Annotated in this window: 13 protein-coding genes, 1 tRNA gene and 1 pseudogene; 8 read left to right on the top strand and 7 right to left on the bottom strand. The window is 67.5% G+C overall.

Features of this window, described 5'->3' with window-relative positions:
* Nucleotides 1–20 precede the first annotated feature (20 nt).
* The 4 genes from C8J36_RS08435 (at nucleotide 21) to C8J36_RS25610 (ending at nucleotide 8,722) form a co-directional block, all read left to right on the top strand.
* Nucleotides 21–3,485: a chromosome segregation SMC family protein gene (locus C8J36_RS08435; protein WP_132534123.1), complete on the top strand. Its 3,465-nt coding sequence runs from the start codon at nucleotides 21–23 to the stop codon at nucleotides 3,483–3,485.
* 201 nt (nucleotides 3,486–3,686) lie between these two features.
* A complete protein-coding gene (locus C8J36_RS25715; protein WP_207897479.1) occupies nucleotides 3,687–3,935 on the top strand; it encodes a hypothetical protein in 249 nt (82 codons plus the stop codon).
* Nucleotides 3,936–4,127: 192 nt separating this feature from the next.
* The gene (gene ppdK / locus C8J36_RS08425; RefSeq protein ID WP_062594658.1) at nucleotides 4,128–6,803 is read left to right on the top strand and encodes a pyruvate, phosphate dikinase; all 2,676 of its coding nucleotides are present in this window, start codon (nucleotides 4,128–4,130) and stop codon (nucleotides 6,801–6,803) included.
* 74 nt (nucleotides 6,804–6,877) lie between these two features.
* Entirely contained in the window at nucleotides 6,878–8,722 is a 1,845-nt protein-coding gene (locus C8J36_RS25610; protein WP_132534121.1) for a GGDEF domain-containing protein, read from the top strand.
* A 66-nt stretch (nucleotides 8,723–8,788) separates the two neighbouring features.
* Here C8J36_RS25610 and C8J36_RS08415 read toward each other — a convergent pair whose 3' ends face one another.
* Nucleotides 8,789–9,205 carry a hypothetical protein gene (locus C8J36_RS08415; RefSeq protein WP_132534119.1) on the bottom strand — a complete coding sequence of 139 codons (417 nt, stop codon included), beginning with the start codon at nucleotides 9,203–9,205 and terminating at the stop codon, nucleotides 8,789–8,791.
* Nucleotides 9,206–9,603: 398 nt separating this feature from the next.
* Between C8J36_RS08415 and C8J36_RS08410 the strand changes: the two genes are divergently transcribed.
* Nucleotides 9,604–10,572: a DUF1499 domain-containing protein gene (locus tag C8J36_RS08410; RefSeq protein ID WP_132534117.1), complete on the top strand. Its 969-nt coding sequence runs from the start codon at nucleotides 9,604–9,606 to the stop codon at nucleotides 10,570–10,572.
* A 109-nt stretch (nucleotides 10,573–10,681) separates the two neighbouring features.
* Here the strand turns inward: C8J36_RS08410 and C8J36_RS08405 are convergent, their stop codons facing one another.
* Both C8J36_RS08405 and C8J36_RS25290 read right to left on the bottom strand, forming a co-directional pair.
* Nucleotides 10,682–11,614: an MBL fold metallo-hydrolase gene (locus C8J36_RS08405; protein WP_165915004.1), complete on the bottom strand. Its 933-nt coding sequence runs from the start codon at nucleotides 11,612–11,614 to the stop codon at nucleotides 10,682–10,684.
* Complete coding sequence (locus C8J36_RS25290; RefSeq protein ID WP_165915003.1) at nucleotides 11,611–11,907, bottom strand: cupin domain-containing protein; 297 nt, start codon at nucleotides 11,905–11,907, stop codon at nucleotides 11,611–11,613. The genes C8J36_RS08405 and C8J36_RS25290 overlap by 4 nt, the downstream gene beginning before the upstream one ends.
* Before the next feature lie 288 nt (nucleotides 11,908–12,195).
* On the opposite strand from C8J36_RS25290, the gene C8J36_RS08400 reads away from it, so the two are divergent.
* Nucleotides 12,196–12,270, top strand: a tRNA-Gln gene (locus C8J36_RS08400).
* Nucleotides 12,271–12,461: 191 nt separating this feature from the next.
* Here the strand turns inward: C8J36_RS08400 and C8J36_RS08395 are convergent.
* Nucleotides 12,462–13,541: a PAS domain-containing protein gene (locus C8J36_RS08395; protein WP_132534113.1), complete on the bottom strand. Its 1,080-nt coding sequence runs from the start codon at nucleotides 13,539–13,541 to the stop codon at nucleotides 12,462–12,464.
* A gap of 522 nt (nucleotides 13,542–14,063) precedes the next feature.
* Between C8J36_RS08395 and C8J36_RS08390 the strand changes: the two genes are divergently transcribed.
* Both C8J36_RS08390 and C8J36_RS08385 read left to right on the top strand, forming a co-directional pair.
* Nucleotides 14,064–16,019 (top strand): methyl-accepting chemotaxis protein, encoded by a 1,956-nt coding sequence (locus C8J36_RS08390; protein WP_245506502.1) that lies wholly within the window; start codon nucleotides 14,064–14,066, stop codon nucleotides 16,017–16,019.
* Nucleotides 16,016–16,517 (top strand): annotated as a pseudogene (locus C8J36_RS08385) (chemotaxis protein CheW). Before C8J36_RS08390 ends, C8J36_RS08385 begins: the two are co-directional and overlap by 4 nt.
* 157 nt (nucleotides 16,518–16,674) lie before the next feature.
* On the opposite strand, the gene C8J36_RS08380 reads toward C8J36_RS08385, so the two are convergent.
* The 3 genes from C8J36_RS08380 to C8J36_RS08370 form a co-directional block, all read right to left on the bottom strand.
* Nucleotides 16,675–16,974 (bottom strand): hypothetical protein, encoded by a 300-nt coding sequence (locus tag C8J36_RS08380; protein WP_062594670.1) that lies wholly within the window; start codon nucleotides 16,972–16,974, stop codon nucleotides 16,675–16,677.
* A gap of 239 nt (nucleotides 16,975–17,213) precedes the next feature.
* A complete protein-coding gene (locus C8J36_RS08375) occupies nucleotides 17,214–17,432 on the bottom strand; it encodes a hypothetical protein (protein ID WP_062594671.1) in 219 nt (72 codons plus the stop codon).
* A gap of 457 nt (nucleotides 17,433–17,889) precedes the next feature.
* Nucleotides 17,890–18,099, bottom strand: coding sequence for a cold-shock protein (locus C8J36_RS08370; protein ID WP_062469383.1), 210 nt, complete (start codon nucleotides 18,097–18,099; stop codon nucleotides 17,890–17,892).
* Nucleotides 18,100–18,144: the final 45 nt, after the last annotated feature.

Genomic DNA, 18,144 nt, shown 5'->3' with positions numbered 1-18,144 from the left:
TTTGAGACGGGCGGGCCGTCATGAAGTTCACCAAGCTGCGTCTGGTCGGCTTCAAGTCCTTCGTGGAGCCGTCCGAATTCGTCATCGAGCGCGGGCTGACCGGCGTGGTCGGCCCGAACGGCTGCGGCAAGTCGAACCTCGTCGAGGCCCTGCGCTGGGTGATGGGCGAGAATTCCTACAAGAACATGCGCGCGTCCGGCATGGACGACGTCATCTTCTCCGGCTCGGGCAAGCGCCCGGCCCGCAACACGGCCGAAGTCGGCCTCTATCTCGACAACAGCGACCGCACCGCACCCGCCGCCTTCAACGACAGCGACGAGATCCAGGTGACGCGCCGCATCGAGCGCGAGAACGGCTCGGTCTACCGCATCAACGGCCGTGAGGCGCGCGCCAAGGACGTCCAGCTGCTGTTTGCGGATGCCTCGACCGGCGCCCGCTCGCCCTCCATGGTCGGGCAGGGCCGCATCGGCGAGCTGATCGCCGCCAAACCCCAGGCCCGCCGGCAATTGCTGGAAGAGGCCGCCGGCATTTCCGGTCTCCATTCCCGCCGCCACGAGGCGGAGCTTCGCCTGCGCGGCGCCGAAACCAATCTCGACCGGCTGGACGAGGTCACGGCCGAGCTCGAAAGCCGCATCGAAAGCCTCAAGCGCCAGTCGCGGCAGGCCAACCGTTTCAAGATGCTCTCGGCCGAGATCCGCGCCCACGAAGCCATGCTGTTCCACATCCGCTGGGTGCAGGCCAAGGAGGCCGAGGGCGAGGCGGACAGCCTGCTCAACCAGGCGACCTCGCTGGTGGCCGAGAAGGCGCAGGCCCAGATGGAGGCGGCGAAAAACCAGGCGATCTCGAGCCTCAAGCTGCCCGAGCTGCGCGAGGCGGAGGCCCGCGCGGCCGCCGGTCTCCAGCGGCTGCAGATCGCCCGCACCCAGCTCGACGAGGATATGAGCCGCACGCTGCGCCGGCGCGACGAACTGCAGCGCCGCCTGACCCAGCTCGGCGAGGACATCGCCCGCGAGGACCGGCTGGCGCTCGAAAATGCCGGTGCCGTCGCCCGTCTGGAAGAGGAGGCCGAGGCGCTGCAGGCCGATGCCGAGGAGGCCGGAGAGCGGGCGGAAGAGGCGCGCGAGCGTCTGGTCGAGGCGCAGGACCGGCTGGAGACCAGCGAGCGGGCGCTGGCGGCGCTGACCGCCGAACGCGCCGAAGCCTCCGCCGTGCGGGGCCAGCTGGAACGCGTCATCCGCGACTTCGGCGACCGGCAGATGCGCCTTGAGCGCCAGATATCCGATCAGGCCGGCGAGATCGCCACGCTCGACCTAGATATCGCAGGCCTCGAAGACCCGGAAACGCACCGCGAAGCCGTGGAGATGGCGGACGCCGAGATCGAGGCGCGGACCGAGGCGATCATCGAGGCTGAAGACGCGCTCGGCGACGCCCGCGCCCGCGAAGCGGAGGCGCGCGGCCCGCTGGAGGCCGCGCGGGCGCGGCTGAGTGCGGCGGACACCGAGGCGCGCACCCTGCGCCGCCTTCTGGAAGCTGCAACCCTGTCGGGCGGCGCAAGCCCCGTGGTCGATGCCATCGCCGTCGAGCGCGGTTTCGAGGCGCTGCTGGGCGCTGCCCTCGGCGACGATCTCGAATCCCCGCTCGATGCGTCTGCGCCCGTCCACTGGCGCGATCCCGGCCGCGGCGATGCCGATCCGGCTTTGCCGCCGGGCGCTGCCCCGCTGATCGATCATGTCACCGCGCCGGACGCCCTGCGGCGCGGCCTGTCGCAGGTCGGCATCGTCGCGGACGATGCCGCGGCCGAACGGCTGCTGCCCGCGCTCCACCCCGGCCAGCGCCTCGTGACGCGGTCCGGCGCGCTCTGGCGCTGGGATGGCCATGTCACCGGTGCCGACGCGCCGAGTGCGGCCACCCTGCGGCTCGAAAACCGCAATCGGCTGGGCGAACTGGACGCCGAGATCGGCGAAGCCTCCGATGCTCTGGAGCGGTGCGAGCGCGCTCTGAGCCGAGCGACGGACGCGGTCCGCGCGGCCGACGAGGCGGTGCGGATGACGCGCGAAGCCGAGCGGCAGGCGATCCGCCGCCTGTCGGAGGCGCGCGACGCGCTGACGGCCGCCGAGCGCGCCCAGGGCGATCTCGCCCGCCGCCGTGCGGTTCTGGCCGAAGCCGCCGCCCGCATCGAGGCGCAGCGCGAGGAGGTGGCGACCGCGCTCGAGGACGCCATCGCGGCGCTCGAGGACGCTCCCGACATGGCCGGCCTCGACCAGCGCCTCGCCGTGCAGGGCACGGAGGTCGCCGCCGACCGCTCGGCGCTCGCCGAAGCCCGCGCTTTGTCCGATGGCCTCACGCGCGAGACGGATGCGCGCGCGCGGCGGCTCCGGGCGATCGATACCGAGCGCGCGACATGGGCCGCCCGCGCCGTGAGCGCCGACGACCATATCGCCACGCTGCGCGACCGCGAGGCGGAAGCCCGCGACGAGATCGAGGCCATCCTCGATGCGCCCGACGAATTCGACGAGAAGCGGCGCGCCCTGATGAGCGCACTGTCCAACATGGAAGCGGCCCGGCGCGCGGCGGCCGACCGGCTGGTCGAGGCGGAAACCCGCCAGCGCGACGCCGATCGCCTTGCCACGACTGCCCTCTCCGATCTGGCCGAGACCCGCGAAAAGCGCGGCCGCGCCGAGGAGCGGCTGATGTCGGCGCGCGAAAAACGCATCGAGGTGGAAGCGGCGATCCGCCAGGCCCTGTCCGTCGCCCCGCACGACGTGCTGCGCCTGACCGGCCGCACAGCCGATGCCCTGCCGGCCGATCCGCGCGGCGTGGAGCGCGACCTCGAACGCCTGAAGATCGAGCGCGAGCGCCTCGGCGCCGTCAACCTGCGCGCCGAGGAGGAGCAGGCGGAACTGGCGGGCCGGCTCGCGGCGCTGCTCAAGGAGCGCGAGGACGTGATCGACGCGATCCGCAAGCTGCGCAGCGCCATCCAGAACCTCAACCGCGAGGGCCGCGAACGGCTGCTCGCCGCCTTCGACATCGTCAACGCCCAGTTCCAGCGCCTGTTCAGCCATCTCTTCGGCGGGGGAACGGCGGAGCTGCAACTGATCGAAAGCGAGGACCCGCTCGATGCCGGCCTCGAAATCCTCGCCCGCCCGCCGGGCAAGAAGCCGCAGACCATGACGCTGCTGTCCGGCGGCGAGCAGGCTTTGACCGCCATGGCCCTGATCTTCGCCGTCTTCCTCACCAATCCCGCGCCCATCTGCGTGCTGGACGAGGTCGACGCGCCGCTCGACGACCACAATGTCGAGCGCTACTGCAACCTCATGGACGAAATGGCCGCCTCCACCGAAACCCGCTTCGTCATCATCACCCACAACCCCATCACCATGGCCCGCATGAACCGCCTCTTCGGCGTCACCATGGCCGAGCAGGGCGTGAGCCAGCTGGTCTCGGTGGATCTGCAGACGGCGGAGCAATTGCGCGAGGCGGTGTGAGGGCGGGAGGGAGCGATCAGTCGAAGGCGCCGCCGTCCGCCCGAATGCCAGCCTGCGGAAATGCCCGAACACCGGCCGATCGCCGTTCCCCTGCCGAACCAGCATTCGGCAGAACGAAGAGCATCATGGTTCATCGAAGACAGCACCTCGGCGAGGCCCGGTGCTCGGCGCGGAGATATCCCATCACGCCAGTATATGGCCGTGACCGAAGGTCTCGGTCAGTTCGCGGATCAGCAGCGCTTCCTCGTCCGACAGGCGTTCGCGATCGACAAATCGCCAGTTGCGCTCGTAAAGAGCAAAGACGTCGTCCGCATCGATCGGGCGCGCGGGGTCCCTGTTCCAGACGAGGTTTCGCAGCTCGGGAAATTGCGCCGGTATGATCTGATGTGCAAAACGCTGCGGCCTGTCCCAACTCTATCGGCACAGGGTGGAAAAATCAAAAAAGACTGAAGGCCACACGATGTCCGGAGGCCACCGCACCCGCGCCCCGCAACAATTTTGCTGCAATGCAACACTATAGCCGCACTTGCAGCATTCCTAATCGGTTGCGGATGCTGTAGCGTGAAATGGGAGAAGAGGCGGGACGGGCCGGGGTTGCGGGAATGCGACGCCTGGCGCGGGCGTCTCAGGGTGGAGACGGACATGGTGAAGTGGGTATACACCTTCGGCGGAGGCAAGGCCGAGGGGCGGGCGCTGGATCACGACCTCCTGGGCGGCAAGGGTGCCAACCTCGCGGAGATGTGCAGCCTCGGCCTGCCGGTGCCGCCGGGCCTTACCATCGTCACGCGCGCCTGCGCGCTCTATTCCGAAAACGGCCGCGCCCTTCCCGACAGCCTGAAGACCGAGGTGCTCGCCGGCATCGCCCTCGTCGAGGACATGGCCGGCCGGCGGTTTGGCGACGGGGAACGGCCGCTGCTCCTGTCGGTGCGCTCCGGCGCCCGCGCCTCCATGCCCGGCATGATGGATACGGTCCTCAATCTCGGCCTCAACGACGAGACGGTCGAGGCGCTGTCGCGCGACAGCGGCGACGCCCGCTTTGCCTGGGACAGCTATCGCCGCTTCATCCAGATGTATGGCGACGTCGTCATGGGCATCGACCACGAGGTCTTCGCCGAGCTTCTGGAGGATGAGAAGGGCCGGATCGGCAAGGAGCAGGAGACCGATTTCACCGTCGGCGAATGGCGCCGCCTCGTCACCCGCTACAAGGACGTGATCGAGGAGGAGACGGGCGAGGGGTTCCCGCAGGATCCGGCCGTGCAGCTCTGGGGCGCCATCGGCGCGGTCTTTGCCAGCTGGATGAACCCGCGGGCCGTGACCTATCGCCATCTCCACGATATTCCCGCCGACTGGGGCACCGCCGTCAACGTCCAGACCATGGTGTTCGGCAATCTCGGCAATGACTCCGCCACCGGCGTCGCCTTCACGCGCAATCCCTCGACCGGCGAAAAGGCGCTTTATGGCGAGTTCCTGGTCAATGCGCAGGGCGAGGATGTCGTGGCCGGCATCCGCACGCCGCAGAACATCACCGAGAGCGCCCGCATCGCCTCCGGTTCCGACCGGCCCTCGCTCGAAAAGGTCATGCCGGAAGCCTTCGCCGATCTCTGCGCCATCTGCGACCGGCTGGAAGCCCATTATCGCGACATGCAGGACATCGAGTTCACCATCGAGCAGGGCAAGCTCTGGATGCTGCAGACCCGCTCGGCCAAGCGCACGGCACGCGCGGCGATGAAGGTCGCGGTGGACATGGCCGACGAACGGCTGATCTCGCGCGAGGAGGCGGTGGCCCGCATCGATCCCGCCGCGCTCGACCAGCTGCTGCACCCGACCATCGATCCCGCCGCCCGCCGCGACATCATCGGCGCCGGCCTGCCCGCCTCGCCGGGGGCGGCGACCGGAGAGATCGTCTTCACCTCGGAGGAGGCGGTTTCGGCCAAGAAGGAGGGCCGCTCCGTCATTCTGGTGCGGGTCGAGACGAGCCCGGAAGACATTCACGGCATGCATGCGGCCGAAGGCATCCTGACGACGCGCGGCGGCATGACCAGCCACGCCGCCGTGGTCGCCCGCGGCATGGGCATCCCCTGCGTCTCCGGCGCCGGCTCCATCAGGGTCGACCTGCGCAACGAACGGCTGACGGCCGCCGGCGCGACCTTTGTCCGGGGCGATATCATCACCATCGACGGCTCCTCGGGACAGGTGCTCAAGGGCCGCGTCTCCATGGTCCAGCCGGAGCTTTCCGGCGATTTCGGCCGCATCATGGAATGGGCGGATGCGAGCCGCCGCATGACCGTGCGCACCAATGCGGATACGCCGGCCGATGCGCGGGCCGCGCGCTCCTTCGGGGCCGAGGGCATCGGCCTCTGCCGCACCGAGCACATGTTCTTCGAGGGCGAGCGCATCAACGTCATGCGCGAGATGATCCTCGCCGCCGACGAGGCCGGACGGCGCGCGGCTCTCTCCAAGCTCCTGCCGATGCAGCGGGCCGATTTCACCGAGCTCTTCTCCATCATGCACGGCCTGCCGGTGACGATCCGCCTGCTCGATCCGCCGCTGCACGAGTTCCTGCCGAAAAGCGACGAGGAGATCGCCGACGTCGCCACGGCGCTCGGCATGAGGCCGTTGGAACTGCGCCAGCGGGTGGATGCGCTGCACGAGTTCAACCCCATGCTTGGCCATCGCGGCTGCCGCCTGGCCATCTCCTATCCCGAAATCGTGGAAATGCAGGCCCGCGCCATCTTCGAGGCGGCCGTCATCGCCGCCCGCGAGACGGGCGCGCCGGTCGTGCCGGAAATCATGGTGCCGCTGGTCGGTCTCAAGGCCGAGCTCGACTACGTCAAGGCGCGCATCGACGCGGTCGCCGCGGAGATCCTTGCCGAAGCCGGCGTCGGCATCGATTATCTCGTGGGCACCATGATCGAGCTGCCGCGCGCCGCCCTCCGGGCCCATGTCATCGCCGAATCCGCCGATTTCTTCTCCTTCGGCACCAACGACCTGACGCAGACCACCTTCGGCATCTCGCGCGACGATGCCGCGCAGTTTCTCAACACCTACCGCATGAAGGGCATCATCGACCGCGATCCCTTCGTCTCCATCGACTATGACGGCGTCGGCGAGCTGATCCAGATTGCCGCCGAGCGCGGCCGGCGGACCAAGAACGGCCTGAAGCTCGGCATTTGCGGCGAACATGGCGGCGATCCCGCCTCGATCCGCTTCTGCGAGGAGACCGGCCTCGATTATGTCTCCTGCTCGCCGTTCCGCGTGCCGATCGCCCGTCTGGCCGCCGCCCAGGCGGCCATCAACGGCAAGATTTCGGGGGCCTGAATTTTAGGGTATTCACCCCCGCTTAAAGGTTCATCAGTATCGGTTTGAGGAGACGAGGCTTAAGGACGACCCAGATGAAACAGGCGAAGCGGCATGCGCGATCCTTGTATGGCCAATGGCGCAGCGCCTGCCTTCTCCTGTCGGCAGCCGTCCTCGGCATGGCACTCTGGATCGTCGCACCGTCGGCCAGGGCCTTCCTCGACGCCGAACGAAGCCTTGCCGGCGTCCACGAATACGAGGCGCTGCTGGTGGCGACGCGCGCGCTGTCGGCCGAACGCGGACCCTCCAACGTCCTGATGTCGATCGAGGTCGGCGCCGATCCCGCGGCCGTCGCCAAGCTGCGGGAGGCCCGCCGCCTGACGGATGCGGCCTTGTCCGTGGTCGACCGGACCAGGACCCTGCCGCTGGCGCCGGGCATCCTGCGCAGTCTCGAGGACGATCTGAAGAACGCCCGTGCCAGCATCGACGCCATCGCGCTGCTGCCGCAGGCGGAACGGTCCGTCGACATGCTGACGGAGGCGATCGCCCGGATGTTTGCGATCGCCGATGCGATCCAGCCCTCCGTCGCCCGCGCCGCCGCAACGCTGCAGATGCGCCATCCCGGTCTGTCCCGCAGCGTCTTCACGGCGCTGATCGCCACGGATCTGCGCGAGCAGGCGGGGCGGCTCGGAAGCTATGTCGTCCCGAGCGTCTCGCGCGGCCTGGCGCTCTCGCCGCAGGCCATCGACAAGGTCAACCGCACGGCGGGCAAGATCGAGCAGCTCGTGTGGATACTCGGCGCGCGCATCGACGCCTCCGACGCAGGCCTGCGCCAGCAGATGGGCGAGGTGCGCCGGCTCTTCATCGGCGAGGGCGTCCGGCTGATCGAAAGGCTGACGCAGGAAGGGCGCAGCGGCGCACCTTACAGCGTCGCCCCCGCCGACCTCACCGGCCTCTACGTTCCGACGCTCCTGCCGCTCGAAAACCTGCGCAAGGCCGCGATCCACCAGATGGTGACCGATATCGGCCGCGGCCGCGATCTCGCTCTGCTGAAGCTCGTCGGCATGGCCGCGGCGACGGCGCTTCTCCTCGGGCTGCTGGTCGTCGTCCTGCGGCGCCTGTTCCTCTCGGTCCTGCGCCCGCTCTTGATGGCGCACGAAATGATCGTCGGGCTGGCGGAGGAAAGACCGGTCGAGCGCGTGGCGACCAAGGCCGACACGCGCGAACTCGACGATCTCTTCGAGGCCATCGCCCGGCTGGAACGGCAACTGTCGGAACGCCGCGACCTGACCGAGCGGCTGCGCTTCCAGGCGGAAACCGATCCTCTGACCGGCCTTTTGAACCGCACCCGTTTCGCAAGCCTCGGCGACGACCGGTTCGCCGCCGCCCTGCGGACCGGGACGGAGACGGCCGGTCGGGAGGGCCAAAGGTCGGACGGAAAGACGTCGGAAAACCGCGTCGGCGTGCTCTATATCGATCTCGACGGCTTCAAGGCCGTGAACGACACGCATGGCCATTTCGCCGGCGACCAGCTGCTGCGGGAGATCGCCTCCCGTCTCTCGAATGTCGTGGGAGGGGGCGTTGCCGGCGCCGACGGCCTGCTCGCGCGCCTCGGCGGCGACGAATTCGCCATCTGCACCAGCGGCCTGGACGCCGCCGGGCTCGAAGCCTTTGCAGGCCGCGTGCTTCTCCAGTTCAACAAGCCGACCGAGATCGGCGGCCTGCCGATCCGCGTGGGCGCGAGCATCGGCATGGCCCTGATGGCAGGCGGAGGAGACGCAGGGGAGACGGAGAGCTTCGCTAAGCTCTGCGGAGAGGCCGACATCGCCCTCTACGAGGCAAAGCGCAGCGGCCGCAACACCTGGCGCCTGTTCGGCGAGACGAACACGAAGCGCACCGCTCCGGTCGAGGTGCCCCCGCTGCGCGCTCTCGCTGGCTAGGGCCAGTGTCGGGCTAGAGTCTTGGGCCGGCTAGGGTCTGGTGCCGGCCAGCGTTTGCCGGCGCGTCTAGATCCGCTGAAAAACATCCACGAAAGCCTGGGCGAAACTCGCAAGGCCAAGCGTGCGCTCATCTGGCTTCTCGATACGGATCGAGGTGCCGTCGGCCTCCAGGCAGGCAAAGATCGTCTCGGCGCCCGTCCCACTGTCGCGCGGGATGCGCAGCACGGCGATCCGCAGGCAGTTTTCGACGAGACCGGAGGCGGGGAGGTCGAACAGGAAGGCGCCCTTGAGGTCGGTCGCCGCCGCGCGCACACGCTCGGCGAACGCGTCGCCGCTGCCAACCAGCCCGTCGCCCATCATGCCGTCGAGCACGATGCCGTCCAGCGACAGCTCGAGCTCCAGCATTTCCATCGTGAATTCAAAGTCGCCACCCTCTGGAGCGCCGCTCTGGATGGCCGGGGTTTCGATTTCGGCAGAACGCATGGTCGTCATCCCCCTTTTGCAACCGGTCCGACCCGGTCAGGATAGCCGACTGCGGGGCAGCAGGCCAAAGATCTTCGATAAAATCGTTAACAAGAATGGCAATTCCGTGGCAACGCGTCTCCCGGTTGCGGAAGATCGTGAAGCGCTGATCAACGTCGCAGCCGCGCAAAGGTTCCAGCGTCGGCTCTCAGGCAAGGCCCGCAGGTCCGGACAACGGACGCTCCTGTCGCACCCGGACAGGATCGACCGTCGATGCCGTTCGGCAACACCCGCAGGCGCCTTGCGATTGCCGCCTTGGATGAAGCGCAGGATGGTGTAAGGACAGGGCGACGTGCGATCCCCGGGCCAAGCGCCGGGTGAGAGCGCAGACGTGGGACGGAAAGGAGGTTCGGCCGGCAATGATCACCTATGAGCGCCCGATATCCTACGCCGCCCGCGCGGCGCGCCATGTCGCGCGGCTCGCCTTCGCCATCTTCGTCCTGTCGCTTGCCGCCCACCGCTTCGGCTCCCTGTCGAGCACGCTGTTCGTCACGCTGGCGCTCGCCAGTGCGGCGCTGGCGCTGGTGGCCGTTCTCCTGTCGGTCGTCGGCTTCGTGCGGCTGTGGCAGGTGGCCGCCGTCGGCGGCATCGCCTCCACCATGGCGCTGGTCTATGCGGCCCTGCCGCTCGGCGTCGCCGGCCTCGCGCTCTTTCAGGTGGTCGAAAAGCCGGCGCTCACCGATGTGTCCACCGATCTCGTCACGCCGCCGCCCTTCATCCGCGAACGCCCGGTCGAGGCCGGCTGGCTGACCCCGACGCCGCCCGCCGCGGCCGACCGGCAGGCGCAGGCGCAGGCGTTTCCCGCTCTCACCGGGCGTCGCTACGACGGCGCGCTCGACCGCGTGCTGACCGGCGTGCGCATAGTGGCCGAACAATCCGGCATCGCCATCGTCGCGGAAGAGGGCCTCGAAAACGCCGAGCCCGATTTCGAGGATCTCGCCCAGAAAACCGAGCCGCCGCCCACCGACGGCCAAAGCGGCGCCAAGGCAAAGACCAAGGGCAAAGCGGCAAAAGCCGGCCGCGGCGACCCCTTGGGCGACGATCCGGGCCCGGTGCCCATTCCGCTCTCGCGCCCGAAGCCGGATCTCGGTCCTTTGCCGCCCGGCCGAAAGGCCGGCGATATCCTGCTGCAGGGGGAAAGCCGCAGTTTCCTGGCCGGTTTCCGTTTCGATCTCGTCATCCGTCTTCGCGAAGAGTCCGAAACCACCTTCGTCGATATCCGCGTCGCCTCCAGGCTCGGCCATCACGATCTCGGCCTCGATGCCGCGGTGGCCGAACGCTTCCTGCACGCGCTGGACGCCGAGCTTCTGGGCATCGCCGGCGACTGAGGCCGGCGACTGAGGCTTGATACTGAGGCCGGATACCGAGGCTGACCTCGCACCGGCCTTGCCGGGCATGTCGGACGGCCGGACCCGGTCGCCGCGACACACCGCCGGCTCAGGCCAGCCGGTAGCGTCCGTTGAGCGCCGGCGGCCCCTCGGTCACGACGATCCCGCGCTCCACCAGATCTTCCAGATGGGCGAGCACGGAGAGGGCGGCGGCACCATGCAGCCGCGGGTCCGTCGAGGCGTAGAGCGCCGCCACGATCTCGGAAATCGCACCGTCGCCGCGGCGGATGCGCTCCACCACGCCGCGCTCGCGCATGCGCCGATGCGCCCGCAGCCCGCGCAGAAACTTGTGGGGCTCGGTCACTGGCCCGCCATGCCCGGGCAGATAGAGCCGGTCGTCGCGCGCGAGCATGGTCTCGAGCGAGGCCATATAGTCGCGCATCGACCCATCCGGCGGCGCGACGATGCTGGTCGCCCAGGCCATCACGTGATCGGCCGAGAAGACGATGCCCGTCTCCTCCAGCGCGAACGACAGATGGTTCGCCGTATGGCCGGGCGTCGAAAGTGCCGTCAGCGCCCAGCCGTCGCCGGCGATCGTCGCGCCATGGCCGAGCGCGAGATCGGGGACGAAATCCAGGTCGGCGCTTTCCGAAAACGGGTTGACCTCGCCCGCATGCAGCGGCCGGGAGGGCCGGTGCGGCCCCTCCGCCGCGATCACCCCGCCCACACGGGCCTGGAGAACGCGCGCCAGCGGCGCATGATCGCGGTGCGTATGGCTGACGAGAATATGGCTGACCGGCCGCCCGTCGATCGCGCGCAGCAGCGCGGCCAGATGCGCATCGTCGAGCGGACCGGGATCGATGACCGCCAGCGTCTCCTCCCCGACGAGATAGGTGTTGGTGCCGTGAAAGGTGAACGGCGAGGGATTTTCGACCGTCACCCGCCGCACGCCGTCCGCGACCGGAACCGCCTGCCCATAGGCCGGCGCGAAGGCCCGCTCGAACTGCGGCTCCTCCTCGCTTGCAAGGGACGTGCCGCTCATTTCAGCTCGATCTCGATGAAGCACATGGGCGCGTCCCCGGCATTGACCACATTGTGCTCCACGCCGGCGTCCCGCCGATAGACCGCACCCTTGGCGACATCGAATTCCCGCGCGCCTTCGCCATCCTCGATCCGGAAGCGGCAATCCGTCATCGGCACGACGATATAGGAAAGCCCGTGGACATGATGCCCGGTTTCGGCCCCCGGCGCGAAATCCCATTGCGTAACGCGCATGAAACCATCGTCGCTGACCACCGTCGGCCGCGCCGGCATCCGAGCCCGATATCCCGCCATTCCCGTCTCCTCACACCGCGCCGACCCGGCCCGCATCCCGCCCGCTGCAAGAGCGCGCCCGAAAACCGACCCTAGCCCAATTCGCCGCCAACCGAAACGACGGTGCCGAAACGCAGAACCCCGAAACACAGAACCCAAAACGCAGAACCCGAATCACGGGACCCGAACCATGGAACCGCGAAACCAGCGCCCCGATAATCTTGAGACCCGACGAACTTACCCGTTGTCCCCGCCCTCACGCTTTGCTATCAGCCCAACACCCGGACATCACCGCACCCGGGCCGGCAATGGGGCGTCGCCAAGCGGTAAGGCACCGGTTTTTGGTACCGGCATTCCCAGGTTCGAATCCTGGCGCCCCAGCCAGCCGCTCTGTTTCAGGCCAGGAGTGCCAATCACACGATCAGTGCCCCGCTGCGCAGAGACACTCTCGGAATCTGCGAAAACGGTTATCCGTTCGGCATCAGCAAAGGTCGAGGCATGATAATCGGTCACTCCGGTCGGAGCGAAGCCGTCCTCCGGTCACACTCGGGAGTCAGGCGGCGACCGTCGCGGGATCAGCAGCTGATGGTCAGTTCGCGGTTCGGGCCGTGTCCGAACCGCACGCCGCCGTTTTCCAGCGCCTTCAGCAGCGCCCTCATATGCGGCAGTCGCGTCTTCATCCCGGCGCTCTGTTCGATGCGCCGGATCGTCGAGACGGATACGCCGGACTCGGTCGACAGATTTTCGATGCTCCAGTTCAGGATCGCCCGTGCGGCGCGGATATGCGCGACACCCAGGCCCTCGAAATCCTCCAAAGGCGGCGCCTCGTTCGCGCCGCCGATCGCCGCCGGTTCGACGAGGACGCAAATCCATTCCCGCAACGTCTCGTCCGCATTGTAGAGCGGGGCGCCACGGACGAGATAGGTCCGATAGGGTCCGTCCACGCACCGGATGCGGAGGTCGAGGGCGTAAGGGCGGCGTGCTGCCGCGCATTCTGCCCAGAGGGAAAGGGCGGCGTCGCGCTCGTCCGGATGGACCATCTCCGCCCATCCCCAGTTGTCGGCTTCGGCCAGCGTCTGCCCGGTCAGCGCGTCCCATGTCTTGAGGGACGTGATCCGGCCTTCCGGCGACATCCGCCATTCCACGGCGGCAATCGCCGAGACGAGGCTGCGATAGCTCCGCCACCCTTCCTCGACGATGACGCGGGCCTCGTGGCGCTCGGTGACGTCGATGAAGAGCCCGAGCGCGCGTCTGGGAATGCCCTCGCTGTCGACCAGAACCTCCGCCTTGCTCTCGATCCAGCGCAGGGTCCTGTCGTGCCGGATCAGCCTGAAGTCCCGGTCGAGCGGTTGGCCGGAGCGGATGACCGCGAGCATATCGCCGTTCAGCGTCCGATCTCCGGGATGCATCATCGTCAGCAGTTCCGTGAAGGTCAGCCGGGTCGACGGCGGCAGGCCGAGGAGCCTGTACATGCCCACGGACCCATTGATGTGGCCCGTCTCGAAATCCATCGACCAGAAACCGATCACGCCCCGGTCTTCGACCAGCTTCAGGAAATGCCGCGATGAAATGCCCATCATGCGAGGGTTTCCGGCCATCTCCTCGTGCGGGGCCTGGCCGGTCGCGTCATGCCCCGAAAGGCGCCGTTTCGGCATCTCTTCCCTCTCCTTGCATGCGATCCGAACGCGCGGGGCCTGAACGATTTTCGCTCACCCTTTGCGCAAGCCCAGAACGCCTTCCCGGATATGATCGCTTTTTACACGCGAAAAGATTACCGCGAAGATCATAATTAAGCGAGTTATTATCTAAACGACAATGAATGTAGCCGATAGTCGGTCGGTGATCGCGCGGCCCTGAAACCTTTCAGCTCAGCGGTCGCATCCGAGATCAGAATCGAGCGCGCAACCGTCTGTCTCGCATCTCCCCCCGTGCGGGAGACGTCGCGGGAGATGTCGCGGGACCGTTCCGAATGGCCGTCGATGCCGAACGTCCGGGGGAAACCGCGTTTTCAACGCAACCCTCGGCAGCCCCGGCCGACGGACGAGCGCCTTTCTGGCCTCAAAGCCCGCCACGGAGATGATCTCCGTCTTCCTCCCCAAGCCTGCGGCAGAATGACTTTGCTTCCGGCCGTCCTCCATCGGACACCACGCCAAACTCGCATCTCATTGGAGAGGTTCATGTCACTATTCCAGAATGCCAAGGTCGGAACCAAGCTGCTCGTCTCGTCGGGGATCGCCATCCTGCTGATCGCCGGAATGATCGCCAACCAGCAGATCAGCAGTCGTCAGGTCGACGAGGCAAACGCCGTCGTCGGACGCGAACAGACGATCCTCAACGGCGTCGTCAACGCAGAGCTCGCGCTCGCCCGGATGCGCTACGCGGCGACCCGCATGAACCTTGCACAGACCAAAGAGGATGCGGACACGGCCCTTGCGACGGTCAGATCGCACTTCGAAGCCGGCTGGAACGGTCTTGAGCAACCCATCGCGCTGGCGATGATCCCGGACGTGCTGGTTCAGATCCGGAACGGCCTGAAGGACTACACGGACACGTCGGAAAAACGGGCGGCCTTCGTCGTGGCCTCGTTCCAGAAAAAGGCGGACGGTCAGATCACGGCGGAGGAGCTGAGCCAGGCGCTCGTCGGGTCGGCCGCCGATAGCGGAAAGGTTGCCGAGACCACGGCGACCGCCATCGACACGGCGAAGAAGAACGCCACCCGCTTCACCGCCGGCGCGAAGGAAGCGCTCGGCGCCACGGTCGCACGGGCGGATTCGGTCGCGCTCGGCATCGGTCTTGCGATCGTGCTGGTTCTGGTTCTCTCCGCCTTCGTTCTGATCAAAAGTGTCGGTCAGCCCATTCGCGCCATGACGACGGCCATGCGAAAGCTCGCCGACGGCGATACCGATATCGATCTCGCCCAGACGGGCAGGAAGGACGAGATCGGCGAGATGGCCGGTGCCGTCGAGGTGTTTCGCCAGGCGGCGATCAACAACAAGCGTCTCGAGCAGGAATCCGAAGCGGCGCGCATTCAGGCGGAACAGGATCGCCTGCGCATGACCACCGATGCGGAAGCCGCTGCAAGGTCGCTCCTCCAGGACGCGACGTCGGGCCTCGCCACCGGTCTTCGCCGGCTTGCGTCGGGCGATCTCGGCTTCCAGCTCAACGAGGCCTTTTCGTCCGATTTCGAGGCTCTGCGCCACGATCTGAACGGGGCGATCGCACAGCTTGCCGAAACCATGCGCGCCGTGGCGGGTGCCAGCACCCAGATCGACACCGGCACGCGGGAGATCAGCGCCAGCACCGAGGATCTCTCCAAGCGGACCGAACAGCAGGCCGCATCGCTGGAAGAGACGGCCGCCGCGCTCGACGAGATCACGGTCAACGTCACCAACTCCTCCAAGCGCGCCGAGGAAGCCCGCAAGACGGCCCTGCTTGCCAATGAAAGCGCGGCCCAGTCCGGCGCGGTCGTTGCCAATGCGGTGGATGCCATGCAGAAGATCGAGCAGTCCTCCAATGAAATCTCCAACATCATCGGCGTCATCGACGAAATCGCCTTCCAGACCAATCTGCTGGCGCTGAACGCCGGTGTCGAGGCGGCCCGTGCGGGCGATGCCGGCAAAGGCTTCGCCGTCGTCGCGCAGGAGGTTCGCGAGCTGGCCCAGCGTTCGGCCAAGGCCGCCAAGGAGATCAAGGAGCTGATCCGCAATTCCTCGGTCGAGGTGCAGAACGGGGTCCGGCTGGTCAGCGAGACCGGCGATGCGCTGAAGACGATCGAGGGCTATATCGTCACCGTCAACCAGCATATGGACGCGATCGCCACCTCCGCCCGGGAACAGTCCGTCGGCCTTGCCGAAGTCAACACGGCCGTCAACCAGATGGACCAGGTGACCCAGCAGAATGCCGCCATGGTCGAGGAAAGCAATGCCGCCAGCGCCACGCTGGCCTCGGAAGCCCAACGCCTGCGCGAGCTGATTGCGCAGTTCCAGCTGGGCGGAGCCCCGCGCCAGAGCGCAGCCATGGCCGCAAGCCCGGCCCATCGCCCGGTCGCCTCGCCGGCGAAGCGACTGGCGGGCAAGGTCGCGAAGGCCTTCTCCGGCAATGCTGCGGTGAAGGAAAGCTGGGAGGAGTTCTGACGAGCGGTCCAAACCCGTCGACAGCCGGGACCGGCGGCACGCTCGAGATCGTCGCCTTCAGGCGGCACGGCCAGGCGTTCTGCCTCCGCACGACCCCATCCGCGATAGTCGCGGATGGGGTCCGGCCACCCCGATCCCGCTTGCCCCGGCAGATGTGTCCGGCGGGATGAACCTGCGCGGCACGGTGATCCGATCATCGATCTGGCCACCAGGCTCGGCATGGCCACCCGGCTCGGCAGGGACAGCACGACGCCGACCCCGCGCAGCGCCATCGTCGTGGCCGAGATCGACGACAGGACGATCGGCCTCCTCGTCGACGGCGTCTCCGACATCCGGACGGTCCCGGAAACCCTGCCGCAGCCGGTTCCCGAGATCAGCATATCCCCCGGCATGAACGATGCCGACGGCATCATCGCCCAGCCGGAGGGAAGGATCTGTCGTCTCAATCTGGACCGCATGTTCGAGACGGCGGAGAGGATGCGGGCGGTGGCGGCGTAAAACCTCCGAGCCTGTCAACGCCGACGATGTGGTTCTGCCGGACGGCCGGCCCGGCGCGTCGGCGCCTGCCAGCGGGCGAAGCGGTGGCGGAATGGCGTCTCATTCTCGGGACAAAGCCCCGCAATCCGGGGGGATGCCCCGTGTCGCGACGGCGCGTTTACGCGTCTTCGCCGGAGCGGTTGAGCAGGGCGTTGCGGACCACGCCGCAATCGCCGTTCTGGGTCGAGAGCAACGTCACCGGATCGACGAAGCCGGTGCTGACGCCGATGGCCTGGGCGGCGGCCCAGCCCCAGTTTTCCTGTGCCATCTGCAGAAGGCGAGGGCCTTCCGCCGCGATGCAGGCGCGGCCGGCCTGGAGGAGGTCCGCCGAGGGCAGGCCTTGCAGGCGGTCCGTCAAATCCGCCTGCAGCGGCGTGACGACGAAAATGGCAAAGAGGGTGCTAATGAAGTCGGACAATCCTGGTCTCCTGTCTGGAGATCATAGATGGTTAGACATGACGCGGATACAAGGCACGGGCGTCCGATCGGCGCGCCAGTGGCCTCTCGCAGGGCCCATCTTACCGGGCCCATCTAACAGGGCCCATCTCGCCGGACGCGCCTCTGCGACCGCACGGAACGATCCGCGCGCATGTCCCGCGACGGGAAACAGGGAGGGTGCGGAGGGAGCCTAAAGGCCAGAGCCGGCTCGAAGCGGCGTCAGTCCTTCTTGCGGGACTTGGCGGCCTTCTTCACCGGCGCTTCGGGCGCGGGCTGGCTGGCTTCCTGCGCGATGCGGGCCTGCTTGAGGCGCTCGGTCTTGGCGCGGCGCTGGGCGGCCTCGACCTCGATGATGGAGCGGGAGGCCGAATCGGTCTGCGTCGCCTTGGCGTTGGCGGGACGGGCTTCGGTCTTGAACAGGCGATCGGCGGGAACCAAGGCGTTCTCCTTTGAAAGGATCGGGGGGCGTCGAAGGCCGGTCGGCCACGATCGCGCAGTCTGTCGTCGGTGTCGGGCGTGTCGTCGCGCCTCACAGTCGCCGCTCTTTCTCTGGCGCGGCTGGCGGGGCAGCGGGTCGTGCAGGGCTTAAGGAAGCGGGTGCGCGTCTCTGCGGCAGGCGCGGCATCCGCAATGTTATGAGGAGCTTACCGCATTCCGGGCCAAACCGGAAGCACCCGTCCCGACATACACCCCGAGATACAGGATCGCCAGACAGCCTTGCCATAGGCCAGAGATCACGGCCAGGCGTCATGCCGCGCATCAGGACCGCCCGACCACGCCGGCAGACACCGAAAGGCACAAAAAAAGGCCGGGAAATTCCCGACCTTCTCGATATCGTCTCGACGGTTTCTGCCAGTACATCCGTGGTCAGGCGCCGGAAACGAAATTCTATGTATTAGGCTGCGGACAGGTTGTCGGCAGCGCTCTTGCCGCTGCGACGGTCCTGAACGATTTCGAAGTTGACCTTCTGGCCTTCGTTCAGCGAACGCATGCCGGCGCGCTCAACGGCCGAGATGTGTACGAAAACGTCGCTTGCGCCGTTGTCCGGAGCGATGAAGCCGAAGCCCTTGGTTGCGTTGAAGAACTTTACGGTACCTGTTGCCACGACGTGATTCCTTTTCAATCGTGATGAAGTTTCGCTCGCAGTGTG

Origin of the sequence: Rhizobium sp. PP-F2F-G48 (assembly GCF_004342335.1) — a bacterium.
GTDB lineage: Bacteria > Pseudomonadota > Alphaproteobacteria > Rhizobiales > Rhizobiaceae > Ferranicluibacter.
Note: the sequence above shows the minus strand (reverse complement) of the source record. Positions and strands in the feature narration are given on the sequence as shown.